This is a genomic window from Paenibacillus sp. OK003 (assembly GCF_900109515.1).
Classification (GTDB): domain Bacteria; phylum Bacillota; class Bacilli; order Paenibacillales; family Paenibacillaceae; genus Paenibacillus; species Paenibacillus marchantiae.
In genome coordinates this window covers 318186-331036 of sequence record NZ_FOBD01000003.1, presented here as the reverse complement: position 1 = coordinate 331036, position 12851 = coordinate 318186, and the positions used below count along the sequence as shown (strand labels likewise).

At 46.7% G+C, this 12851-nt stretch carries 11 protein-coding genes; 9 read left to right on the top strand and 2 right to left on the bottom strand.

The features are described from left to right. The first annotated feature begins 33 nt into the window (after positions 1-33). From BMW94_RS06270 to BMW94_RS06230, 9 genes are all read left to right on the top strand, one after another. On the top strand, positions 34-2265 hold the full coding sequence (locus BMW94_RS06270) for a glycoside hydrolase family 52 protein (RefSeq protein WP_090995862.1): 2232 nt from the start codon (positions 34-36) through the stop codon (positions 2263-2265). Further along, positions 2262-4412: an alpha-glucuronidase family glycosyl hydrolase gene (locus BMW94_RS06265; RefSeq protein WP_090995859.1), complete on the top strand. Its 2151-nt coding sequence runs from the start codon at positions 2262-2264 to the stop codon at positions 4410-4412. The genes BMW94_RS06270 and BMW94_RS06265 overlap by 4 nt, the downstream gene beginning before the upstream one ends. Before the next feature lie 121 nt (positions 4413-4533). Further along, positions 4534-5559, top strand: coding sequence for an NAD(P)-dependent alcohol dehydrogenase (locus BMW94_RS06260; RefSeq protein WP_254790150.1), 1026 nt, complete (start codon positions 4534-4536; stop codon positions 5557-5559). Between the two features lie 168 nt (positions 5560-5727). Next, the gene (locus tag BMW94_RS06255) at positions 5728-5994 is read left to right on the top strand and encodes an HPr family phosphocarrier protein (protein WP_254790137.1); all 267 of its coding nucleotides are present in this window, start codon (positions 5728-5730) and stop codon (positions 5992-5994) included. Positions 5995-6138: 144 nt separating this feature from the next. Continuing rightward, complete coding sequence (locus BMW94_RS06250) at positions 6139-6387, top strand: type B 50S ribosomal protein L31 (RefSeq protein WP_063563876.1); 249 nt, start codon at positions 6139-6141, stop codon at positions 6385-6387. Positions 6388-6602: 215 nt separating this feature from the next. After that, positions 6603-6908 carry a Dabb family protein gene (locus tag BMW94_RS06245; RefSeq protein WP_090995850.1) on the top strand — a complete coding sequence of 102 codons (306 nt, stop codon included), beginning with the start codon at positions 6603-6605 and terminating at the stop codon, positions 6906-6908. A 171-nt stretch (positions 6909-7079) separates the two neighbouring features. Continuing rightward, on the top strand, positions 7080-7841 hold the full coding sequence (locus BMW94_RS06240; RefSeq protein WP_090995847.1) for an SDR family NAD(P)-dependent oxidoreductase: 762 nt from the start codon (positions 7080-7082) through the stop codon (positions 7839-7841). A 225-nt stretch (positions 7842-8066) separates the two neighbouring features. Next, positions 8067-9794 carry a ubiquinone-dependent pyruvate dehydrogenase gene (gene poxB, locus BMW94_RS06235; RefSeq protein ID WP_090995845.1) on the top strand — a complete coding sequence of 576 codons (1728 nt, stop codon included), beginning with the start codon at positions 8067-8069 and terminating at the stop codon, positions 9792-9794. 338 nt (positions 9795-10132) lie between these two features. Further along, positions 10133-10888 carry an SDR family NAD(P)-dependent oxidoreductase gene (locus BMW94_RS06230; protein WP_090995842.1) on the top strand — a complete coding sequence of 252 codons (756 nt, stop codon included), beginning with the start codon at positions 10133-10135 and terminating at the stop codon, positions 10886-10888. A 98-nt stretch (positions 10889-10986) separates the two neighbouring features. Here the strand turns inward: BMW94_RS06230 and BMW94_RS06225 are convergent, their stop codons facing one another. Further along, positions 10987-11331, bottom strand: coding sequence for a ribosomal L7/L12 family protein (locus BMW94_RS06225; protein ID WP_090995839.1), 345 nt, complete (start codon positions 11329-11331; stop codon positions 10987-10989). Positions 11332-11370: 39 nt separating this feature from the next. Then, positions 11371-12561: a cytochrome P450 family protein gene (locus tag BMW94_RS06220; RefSeq protein WP_090995837.1), complete on the bottom strand. Its 1191-nt coding sequence runs from the start codon at positions 12559-12561 to the stop codon at positions 11371-11373. Between the last annotated feature and the right edge of the window lie 290 nt (positions 12562-12851).

The following is a 12851-nucleotide window of genomic DNA, read 5'->3' as shown; positions in this document are numbered from 1 at the left end:
GTATGCAAACCATTTTGAGAGGGGTCATCGTTCATGAGCACATCCAAATCTATCTTTTATAATGCCCATCACTCCCCGATCGGGGCTTTTGCCAGCTTTACGCTTGGATACAAAGGAGCCAAAGGCGGACTAGGCCTGGAGCTTGGCAAGCCAGCAGATCAGAATATATATATCGGTTTACAATCTCGCGACAGTGAGCACTACGAAGCTTTACCATTTTTCGAAGCCGTTGAAGATGCAAGCGTTCGATATGATGTAGAGAAAGTGGACAATTCAGATTCAGATCAGGTGTCTTCGGCCTCGACGGAAAGTGGATTGAGCACGCCAGCGGCAGTTGCAGTACAGGGAACACGCCCGCTAATTTCAGCGTTCCGCGATGAAGAGATTACGCGCGAGTTTACTTCGGGAACAGATACGTGGACGGCGGGTGATCTGACTTTCAGTATTTACTCACCTGTGCGTCCTGTACCCAATCCGCAGAGTGGCGATCGTGAAGCATTAATGGATGCGCTTGTGCCTGCGGTGCTGGTGGAGATGACAATTGATAACACGCAAGGACGGAAGCCACGTAAAGCATATTTTGGCTACCAGGGAAATGATCCTTACTCAGCCATGCGGATCATCGGAGGGCCTGAGGGTGGGACATTAACCGGAGTTGGACAAGGTCGCCTAACCGCCATTTTGTCCGCGGATGAGGGTCTATGGCCTGCACGTGGATTTACACTGGAGAAGATATTGCAGGAGAAGCACCGTGAGAATCTGGCCTTCGGCCTAGGTGAAACAGCTGCGTTGTTGATGGACGTTTCTGCCGGAGAGAAGCGTACGTACCAATTTGCCGTCTGTTTTTATCGTGGTGGGATCGTTACTTCGGGTATGGACACGACCTATTGGTATACTCTTTATTTTGCAGATATCCTGGGTGCCGGGAAATATGCGCTTAACCGGTTCAACCAGCTGACTGCTTCCTGTAAGGAAATTGAGCAACGTCTCGGTGTAGCTGCTTTGAGTGAAGATCAGTCATTTATGCTCGCCCATTCCATTCACAGCTATTATGCAAGTACACAACTGCTGGATGCGGATGGAGAGCCGTTCTGGATCGTAAATGAAGGCGAATACCGGATGATGAACACACTCGATCTGACCGCAGATCAGTTGTATTTTGAACTTGCCTTGAATCCTTGGACCGTACGTAACGAGTTGGAGTGGTTTGTAAAACGCTACAGCTACACGGATCAAGTGCGGTTCCCGGGCGAAGAGAAGGAATATCCGGGCGGCATTACGTTCACGCATGATATCGGCGTAGCCAATGTATTCTCACGTCCGGGACACTCGGCATATGAACTGGTGGGCATTGATGACTGCTTCTCGCAAATGAGTCACGAGGAACTGGTCAACTGGCTCTGCTGTGCAACGGTATATATTGAACAGACGCAGGATCGTGAATTTGTTAAAGAGATGCTGCCCGTCATTCGGGATTGCTTCGAAAGCATGTTGAACCGGGATCATCCGGATGAACAACAACGCAATGGCCTGATGGGGCTGGATAGCAGTCGTACCAAAGGTGGAGCTGAGATTACCACATACGACAGCCTGGATGTGTCGCTTGGACAATCCCGCAACAACATCTATCTGGCAGGCAAATGCTGGGCCGTCTATGTTGCACTGGAGAAGCTGTTCGCTGCAGAGAAGCTGGCTGATCTGTCTCACCATGCAGGACGTCAGGCGGATCGCTGTGCAGCCAGTATCGCAGCCCAGTTAACCGACGGTGGCTACATTCCGGCAGTGATCGCCGAAAATAATGATTCCCGCATCATTCCGGCCATTGAAGGCTTGGTGTTCCCATACTTCACCGGCTGTGAAGGCGCGCTGGATGTAAATGGCCGTTTCGGGCCTTACCTGCAAGCGCTTCGAACCCATTTTAAAACAGTTCTTGTCCCTGGTACTTGTCTGTTTGAAGATGGAGGCTGGAAGCTATCCTCTACGAGCAATAACTCATGGCTCAGCAAAATATATTTGTCCCAATTCATCGCACGAGAACTGCTGGGCGTGGAATGGGATAAAACAGGCAAGGCTTCTGACGCTGCCCATGTAAACTGGCTGCTGCATCCAGAGGAATCCTACTGGTGCTGGAGTGACCAGATCCTGGCCGGTGTGGCAGTCGGAAGCAAGTATTACCCGCGCGGTGTAACATCGATTCTATGGCTGCTCGAAGGCAAAGGTAATCGTCTGGAACAGATCTATGCCAGCAAGGAGGCTGTACAATGAGCAATACAACCGTTCAATCCATTATCTCCGGCCCGCAATATGATGTGTGGCTTGGATATCTTCAAAGTCCATCCGCAGTGAAAGGGGCCGCCAAAAAGACAGCCCCCGTCTGGAGCCATACCGTGACTGTGGCGGAAGATCAGGAAATCATATCAACAGCAATAGCAGAACTGACTCAGGGACTGGATAAGCTGTTTGGAATCCAACCGAAAGTTAAACACGAAACTGCAAGTCAAGTGAGTGAGTCGGATTCAGCACAACAGAAGGCAAAAGGGGTCTGGCTTGGCACATGGACGGGCTCAAAAGCCGTGGCTCAGGCCTTCAGCGACACGGAACGCTCTACCGTGCAGGGAGAAGGTTATATTATCCGCGAAGATAAAGAGCAGGGTAGGCTGTTTATTGGTTCTGAAACCCCTCAAGGTGTTCTATATGGTACTTTTCATCTATTAAGGGAGCTTGTTCTGGAGCAAGAAAACTCAAACGAAGTGCATCCTGCTGAGGGAAGATTAAGCTACATTTCAGAGCAGCCTGTTAATGCATTACGCATGATCAATCAGTGGGATAATATGGACGGAAGCATTGAGCGTGGTTATGCTGGAAAATCCATTTTCTATGACAATGGAGAATTCACTCGTGACCTCGGGCGTATTCGAGATTATGCCAGATTGCTCGCTTCTACAGGCCTTAACGCCATTTCGATCAATAACGTCAACGTTCATCAGCGTGAGAGCCTGTTCCTGACGGAACGTTTCCTGGGTGATGTTGCGAAGGTTGCTGCCCAATTCAGAGCGTACGGCATCCGGTTGTTCCTGAGCGCCAACTACGCTAGTCCAATAGAGATTGGTGGATTGCTTACGGCAGATCCGCTGGATGAACAGGTCCGTGAATGGTGGAACATTCAGACAGCCAAGGTGTATGCGGCAATCCCGGATTTTGGCGGCTATCTGATCAAAGCAGATTCAGAAAATCGGCCCGGACCCTTTACGTATAACCGGGATCATGCCGATGGAGCGAACATGCTGGCCGAGGCACTTCGCCCATTTGGTGGCCTGGTGATTTGGCGCTGCTTCGTCTATAACTGCAAACAAGACTGGCGTGATCGCTCCACAGATCGCGCACGGGCGGCTTATGACCACTTCAAGCCATTGGATGGCCGATTTGCGGATAACGTCATTTTGCAGATCAAGAATGGTCCAATGGACTTTCAGGTTCGCGAGGCCGTATCTCCGCTGTTCGGGGCAATGGAAAACACAAATCAGGTGTTGGAATTCCAGATTACGCAGGAGTATACGGGCCAGCAGCGGCATCTCTGTTATCTGATTCCACAGTGGAAAGAAGTATTGGATTTTGATACGTTCGCCAAGGGGCCGGGTTCTGAAATAAAACGCATTGCTGACGGTTCGCTGTACAATAGACCCTACAGTGGCTTTGCCGCAGTATCCAATATCGGTGCAGATGCTTGCTGGACAGGACATCCGCTCGCTCAGGCGAATTTATATGGATATGGAAGACTTGCTTGGAATCCGGAGCTGTCATCGGAAGAGATCGCGGAGGAGTGGGTCAGACTTACATTCGGACATGACGAAGAGGTCGTTCGTCTAATCTCTGGCATGCTTTTGAATTCGCTCGATATCTATGAAAGTTATACGGCACCGCTCGGTGTAGGCTGGATGGTTAATCCGGAGCACCATTATGGACCTAATGTGGATGGCTATGAATATTCCAAGTGGGGGACGTATCATTTTGCCGATTGTGATGGCATTGGTGTGGACCGGACAGTGAGCAGTGGAACGGGATATACATCGCAATACCATCGGGAAAACGCCGAAAGATATGAATCCGTAGACTCCTGTCCGGATGAGCTGCTATTATTTTTCCACCATGTCCCGTATACGCATGTTCTGCATTCTGGCAAAACGGTCATTCAGCACATTTATGATACACATTTTGATGGAGCAGAGCAGGCAGAAGCATTAGCACAGACCTGGAGACAGCTGGAAGGCAAGATTGATTCGACTGTATTTGATAAGGTGTCTGCGTTACAGGCAGGGCAGGCGGAGCACGCCAAGGAATGGCGAGACATGATTAATACGTACTTCTATCGCAAAAGTGGTATTGCTGATGAACAAGGAAGAACGATATATTAATCTGGATACGAAAACTAGAACAGACGGATTTTCTCCAGAGGAAAGAACAACGTTGACATACACGAGAAGGAGGGAACATATGGGAGATCATCAATTACCCGGAACCATGAAGGCTGCTGTCATGACAGAGCCCGGGCACATCATCATTGAGGAACAGGCTGTACCACAGCCGGCTGAAGACGAGGTGCTCATTCAGGTGATGGCCGTTGGCGTCTGCGGATCGGATGTGCATTATTTTGAACATGGTAGAATTGGCCGATTTGTAGTTGAGAAACCGATTATACTTGGACATGAATGTGCAGGTATTGTAGCGGCTGTAGGCTCAAGAGTTTCACGGCTGAAAGAAGGAGATCGGGTAGCTATTGAGCCTGGGGTAACCTGCGGACGATGCACGGCATGCAAAGAAGGTCGTTATAATCTGTGTCCCGATGTGCAATTTCTGGCGACGCCTCCGGTGGATGGGGCATTTGTACAGTACATGACCATTCGTGAAGATATGGTTTTCCCGATCCCGGATCATCTGTCTTTTGAAGAGGCAGCCATGAATGAACCTTTCTCGGTTGGCATTCATGCTGCAAGACGCAGTAAACTGGCTCCGGGCACTACACTTGCCATTATGGGCATGGGGCCTGTTGGATTGATGGCAGTTGCAGCTGCCAAATCGTTTGGCGTAGAACGCATCATCGTCACCGATCTGGAGGAAGTGCGGTTAGAGGCTGCTCGTCGTATGGGCGCAACCCATACCATTAATGTACGGAACGAGGATGCACAGGCGGTGATCCGTGAGTTAACGAACGGCGTCGGTGTAGATACGGCTTGGGAAACTGCGGGGAATCCGAAGGCGCTTCAGTCGGCATTATATTCGCTCCGGCGAGGAGGCAAGCTTGCTATTGTAGGACTGCCTGCACAGGACGAAATTGCCTTGAATGTTCCTTTTATCGCGGACAACGAGGTGGATATATACGGAATCTTCCGTTACGCCAATACGTATCCGGCGGGAATTGAATTTCTGAGTTCAGGCCAGCATGATGTAATGTCCCTGATTACTGACCGTTATTCGCTTGAAGATACGCAGCAGGCCATGGAACGGGCATTGCACAACAAAAGTGGCAGTCTGAAAGTAATGGTCTATCCGAATGGCAAATGAATCTAGTTCAAAGGAGCCCTGATGTTTAGGGCTTATTTTTTTGTATTTTTCTCCATAAAAGGATTAAACAAGCTGCCATAACGTGGTATAATGCTTGAAGATTTTAATATATAAAATGATACACCACCAAAATGGTTAAATAGCATCTTTCGAAAGGAACTGAAGGTTGTGAGAATACATGAATTTATGATTCACTCTGATTTCCACCGAGATGATCTGATGTCTGTATCTTCGCAAGCATCGCGTTTTGCCTCGGATATTTCATTGTCATTTACTAATGCGAATCATGAGCATCGGGTAGATGTCAAAAGCCTGCTCGGAATGGCGCTTCTTCCCATTCGACATGGCAGTGTGGTGAGATTGCAGACACGGGGAAGAGATGAACTTGAAGCGTTGGAATATATGCTGAATGTGCTGGAGAAGGGCTTAATTTAAACTCTGAAACCTGTGCAAATCATAGTGAATTGTAAAATATTTATCGTTTCTTCAATTCCGACTGGTACTTCGTCCAAAAAAAGAGTATAATAAAATTTAGTTCTATTCTAAGAAGTACCCATATTAAAGGAGTGTAAATAGATTATGCCAAAAGCTGATATCCATCCAAAGACACAAACAGTAATTTTCTTCGATGCAAGTGCTGATTACAAATTCCTGAGTTCTTCGACTAAATTCTCGAACGAAACAATGGAATGGGAAGATGGTAACTCTTACCCAGTAATCCGTGTGGACACTAGCTCCGCATCCCACCCATTCTTCACTGGTAAACAAAGAAACGTGGACATCGGTGGTCGTGTTGATAAATTTAACCGTAAATACAACATCAAATAGGTTGTCCAAACCATTACAAGAAAACCTCGGGATTAATCCTGAGGTTTTTTTGTTGCATGCCGATAGGTAAACTCAAGTAATTCCGACTTAAAAGTAGTTCTAATACCCATACATATTCAATTCCTCTAAAATTAATTCAACCAATTATTGCGCTTACAATACTTTCGGATGTACACTAGGGAACAGATTCAGACATATTGGAGGAGGAAATAGAGATGAGCAGCATCAATCATATGGTAACGTTTACACTTTACGCAGGTAAAGATACACCTGAAGCAGAGGCATTTTTGAAAGAGAGTGCGGAGGCACTGGCGAATATTCCCGGTGTAGAGCAATTGCAGGTCCTGCGTCAGGTGAGCGAAAAGAACGAGTTTGATTACAGTTTTTCGATGGTATTCGCCAATCAGGCTGCCTATGATGCCTATAATGATCACCCGATTCACCGCAAATATGTGGAAGAACGGTGGGAAAAAGAGGTTAGTCGCTTCCAGGAAATCGATCTCATTCAGTACGGGAAGTAATGAAATGATGAATCTCATCATTAAACCAAACAGAAGATAGCATGAATTCCGAAAGCGTTTTCCAGTTAGATTCCAGTTTGATTAATGAGGGTTACATCATTTTTATATCCTTCTTTCTTCATTGCTAAATTTCGTGATTACACATAAGGCTTAAAGGAGGGGACTTTCCCTATGGAATTGGATCTTACAGGTAAAACAGCACTGGTGACAGGCGCAACCGGTCAATTGGGAAGGGTCATCGCTCGTACGTTGGCAGACTGTGGTGCTGATCTCGCGCTGCATTACATAAATAATGAAACGAAGGCTAAAGAGCTTCAAGCTGAGATTGAAGCCATCGGTCGAAAAACGGTCATTGTTCAGGGCGATATCACGAAGCAGGATACGGCATTTCGGTTGCGGGATGAAATTCACTCCAGCCTCGGTGATGTGGATATCGTGGTTGCCAATGCGGTCATCCAATATGCCTGGACAACAGTGCTGGAACAATCACCGGATGATTATATAAGCCAGTTCGAATCATGTGTGATGCAGAGTGTGTATCTTGCCAAAGCATTCATCCCTTATATGAAAGAAGCCAGAGCTGGTCGATTCATTGGCATCAATACGGAATGTGCGATGCAAAATTTTGCTACCCAATCTGCATATACAGCGGGAAAACGCGGCATGGATGGTTTGTACCGTGTGCTGGCGAAAGAGGTAGGCGAATATCAGATTACGGTCAACCAGGTTGCGCCTGGATGGACGATCAGTGAACGCGATCGCAATAACGAGTCGGGGCATGATGAGGGTTATATTCAAACTGTACCGTTGAAACGCAGGGGAGAAGATCAGGAAATTGCCAATGCGGTAGCATTTCTGGCATCCGACCTGTCCTCTTTTATTACAGGAGCTTATATTCCGGTTAGTGGCGGCAATGTGATGCCTGCCATTTAATTTGGCTTTAGTGATGTGAATGAATTATTAAATATGCAAGGAACCGACGTGTAAACCATAACAACCCATGATCCGTTTGTCAGTCCATGACAAGCGGATTTTTGTATATATCCATAAATACATATGATTTTGTTTCTAATTTCAAAAGATTGGGGTAAAAGAATAGGTAGTTTAACGCGGTGGAAACATAACTCAAAATAAGCGAATAAAGGAGACCGACCTGTCATGAAGAAAACAATTGCAGACGTTCTGGTCGAAGCACTATTGAACGCAGGCATCAAACGCATCTATGGTATCGTTGGAGACTCCTTGAATGCGGTACTGGATTCCATCCGCCGTTCGGGTAAAATTGAATGGATTCATGTCCGCCATGAGGAAGTGGCTGCTTTTGCGGCCGGAGCAGATGCCCAAGTGAGCGGAAGTATCGCCGTATGTGCCGGCAGCAGCGGACCGGGAAACATGCACTTAATTAACGGTCTGTATGATTGTCATCGGAACCGTGTACCGGTACTTGCCATCGCAGCTCATATTCCGAGTGATGAGATCGGAAGTGAGTATTTTCAGGCGACTCATCCGGAGTATTTGTTTCAGGAATGTAGTCATTATTGTGAAGTCATCACAACAGCCAAACAGATGCCGCGTTCCTTTACGATGGCCATGCAGACCGCAGTAGCGCGTTCAGGCGTTTCCGTCATTATACTGCCCGGGGATGTAGCGGCTCTAGAGGCGGCTGACCTGCCTGTGCCAGAGCATGTATATCATCCCACACACCCTGTTGTCCATCCTTCCGAACCTGAACTGCGAAAACTGGCGGAATTCCTGAATCAAGGCAAAAAAATTACGTTGCTGTGTGGTGCAGGCTGCGCCGGTGCACGTGAACCTCTGATGCAGCTCTGTGATCGCTTGAAATCCCCTATGGTTATTGCTTTGCGAGGCAAGGAATACCTGGAATACGATAACCCGTATTCGGTCGGCCTCACGGGATTAATCGGGTATTCATCCGGTTATCATGCCATGATGGACTGCGATGTGCTCCTGATGCTGGGAACCGATTTTCCGTACCGTCAATTCTTCCCGGAGGATGCCGTTGTACTTCAAGTGGACATTCAGTCCTCCCACCTCGGTCGTCGTACAAAGCTGGATTACGGAGTGTGCGGAGATGTGAAAGCGACCATTGAAATGTTGTTACCTTATCTAACGGAAGAGCATAGCGACAAACATTTGCATAAAAGCGTGGAACGTTACGAGAAAGTTCGTAAAGAATTGGATGAGCTTGCCGTAGGCAAACCCGGGAAAATGCCAATTCATCCGCAGTATCTAACCAAGGTTATCAGCGATGCTGCAGCGGAAAATGCGATCTTCACCTGTGATGTAGGTACACCTACGGTATGGGCGGCTCGCTACATTGAAATGAGCCGCAATCGCCGATTGTTAGGTTCATTCAGTCATGGCACCATGGCGAATGCTCTTCCACAGGCAATTGGGGCGCAGGTGTCTGACCCGGGAAGACAAGTGATATCCTTGTCTGGTGATGGCGGCATTGCCATGCTGATGGGTGATCTTCTGACGCTTAAACAGCATCATCTCCCGATTAAAGTTGTCGTGTTTAACAACGGTGCACTCAGTTTTGTTGAACTGGAGATGAAAGCTGCCGGATTGCTTGAATCCGGTACCGAGCTTGTAAATCCCAACTTTGCGATGGTAGCTCAAGCAATGGGCCTGGAGGGGATTCGGGTTGAAGATCCCGCTGATCTGGAAGGGGCTGTAGGGCGTGCATTGCAGCATGATGGTCCAGTTCTAATTGATGTTGTGGTGAACCGTCAGGAGCTGTCCCTGCCTCCGAAGATTAATCTAAAACAGGCCGAAGGCTTCACCTTATGGATGATGAAAGCCGTGCTAAATGGGCGTGGCGATGAGCTGATCGAGCTGGCCAAAACCAATTTGCTAAGATAAGTATTAGGTTTTCCTTAGCATTATCCCACCATATTCAACCGTCGATCTGACAATGTAAATGCATGAAATTAAACTGTACATCTCACCAAAAAGAAGGGGACCGTTACACGCTTTTAGTAAGGAGTTCCCCTTCTTGAGATGTGTAGTATGTGATGAATATTATAGTATGCAGTCATATTATATAAATTGTTTTTAAGTCGTAACTCTATTAAAATAGGTAAAGTCAGGCAGGATTCAAAGCTTTTCACCCTACATATGTTGCATTCCGATGCAAGACCGCTTCATATCGAATTAACCGATCCGATGACAGATGACGAACACACATGGAGGAGATCAAAATGAGTCACAAAGGAAAAGTAGCAATTATCACTGGAGCAGGAAGTGGATTGGGCCGAGCGACAGCGCTGAAGCTGGCTGAGAAGGGCGCATCTGTTGTGGTCGTTGATCTCGTGGCAGAGACGGGTCAAGAAACTGTAAAACAGATCGAGAAGCTGGGCGGTAAAGCCATTTTTGTACAAACGGATGTAAGCAAGGCGAACGAGGTAGAGAATTATGTTAACAAAACGATCGAAGAATTCGGTCGAATCGACATGTTCTTCAATAATGCCGGGATCGCTGGTCCGGGTGTCAAATTAATTGAGCATACGATCGAGCAGTTTGACCAAATCATTGATATTAACCTGAGAAGTGTATTTTACGGATTGAAGTATGTGATTACCGAAATGCTCAAAACAGGCGGTGGTTCCATCGTCAATACGGCCTCTACAGCAGGTATTGTAGGTGTTCAAGCAGTTGCACCATATGCAGCGACGAAGCATGGCGTAGTTGGACTGACACGTACAGCGGCCATTGAGTATGGTAAAGAAAACATTCGTGTGAATGCCATTGCGCCAGGTACGATTGAAACTCCAATGGTGGTTCAGTTTGGTAAGGATAATCCTGAAGTATTCAAAGCAACCCTTGATAGCATTCCATCCGGTCGTCTCGGTAAGCCTGAAGAGATTGCCAATCTGGTATCCTTCCTGCTGGGAGATGAAGCTCCTTATATTAATGGCGCTGTTTATCCTATTGATGGTGCTGTAACCGCACAATAGGGCATTTATCAGACATCATAAGAAAGAGAGGCGACTGTAATGTTACAGTGCCTCTCTTTTTGCGTGCTATTATTTTTCTTGAGCTTAAGCTCTACCATTTACAGGCGCTCAAGCGACTCAACGTAGTCTTTAGCATCTTTCAATGACAGGTTTCTGGCTTCACGAGCCTTTTTGATTGCGATTATTTTTTTGCCCTGTTGTGCAAGTGCCTGCAATTCTTTATCAAGTTCAGTTAGATCAGCCTGTGTCGGTGTAGGTGGAGACACATTTACTGAAGAAGCGTTATAACTGAGAGGGGAGTGTGCGGTACGGTCTGACCCATTCTCCAGACGTTCAACATCCCTTCTCAATTCATTCAACTGTGTCTGCAAGCTGATGACGCGAACCAATAGAATAAGAATAAGAAACAAAAAAACGACTAAAACAATAGTGTTTATTTCCATGCAGTTAGGTGCCTCACTTTCATTACATCAAAACCATATTTATTTAAGCTGCACCGGAATCTCCTTAACCCCTCGAACAATCATACCGGGTCTCCATTCAAGTTCATTAACATCCGTCTGCAGCTGCATATCGGGAAAGCGGCGAAGCAGTGTATTAATGGCAATCTCGCCTTCCAGTCGCGCGAGAGGGGCTCCCAGACAGAGATGAATGCCTTTGCCAAAAGCCAAATGTGCACTTTTCTCGCGAGTGATGTCAAAAACATCCGCATCCTTAAATTTCTCTTCATCCCGATTGGCTGAATCCAGCGCTACAATAACAATTTCGCCTTCAGCGATGTGATGTCCATGAAATTCAATGTCCTCGGATGCCCAGCGGGATGTACTGAATTCAACCGGTCCGTTATAACGCAGCATTTCTTCTACGGCGTTGTGAATTAACTCAGGCTGCTTGATCAACAGGTCGCGTTGCTCCGGGTGCTCCAAAAGAGCAAGTACACCATTACCGATCAGATTAACGGTTGTTTCGTGTCCGGCAATGATCAGCAGAGCAACAACACCGAGCAGTTCCTTTTCAGAGAGTTGTTCTCCAGATTCTTCTGCCACAACGAGCTGGCTGATCAGATCGTCACCCGGCTGCTTACGTACTTTGGCAAACCAGGCATTCAGGTAATCAATGAATTCCTTGGCATGCTTCTCAAACACTTCGGAATGCTCCTCACTTGTCGCATCAATGATGGAATTGGACCATAGACGGAATTTGTCCTGATCTTCAAGAGGTACACCCAGAATCTCGCTGATCACAATGATCGGTAAAGGAAAAGCAAACTCATCGATCAGATTCATCTTGTCCTGGGAATTAAGATTATCCAGAAGATCGTCGGCAATATCTTGAATATGGCTTCTCATGCCCTCAATCAATCTGGGAGTAAAAGCCTTCTGTACGAGTCCGCGCAACCTGCGATGATCGGGTGGATCGGAAAAAAGCATGTTATGCACGAAGATATTTTGTTGATCTGGTCCGTAACGTTTGACTACATCCTTACTGAAACGATTGTCTTTTAATACTTCAACTGCATCCTCATATCGGCTTATAATCCAACCGAACTCACCTTGAGGGAACAGGATTCTGTAAATGGGATCATTCTGTCTCAGCTTTTCATATACGGGGTAAGGGTTCTGTGTAAATTCTCGGGTGAAGAACTCAGGCTGTGAAGTTTCATTAGTACTCAAATGGTTAATCTCCTCTCATCAAAAACCCGTAATGTTACGAATCTTATCTGAGGGATTATATGTTAATTTTGATGCCTTCATTCAAAAAGCCTGCACCATCTATATATTCAATATTGGAGCGATTGAAACCTTGTTTTTGAATAAACAAATTAAATCAAATAGAGATTGATTGGAGACGCAGACTATTGGGCTGTATTTTTTGTGAAAATGGACTTAATCTGCTTGAACCATATTACAGGTCGTTTAATGAACTATAAGGACGTATGGCCTATAATGTGAAGTTTTCTACA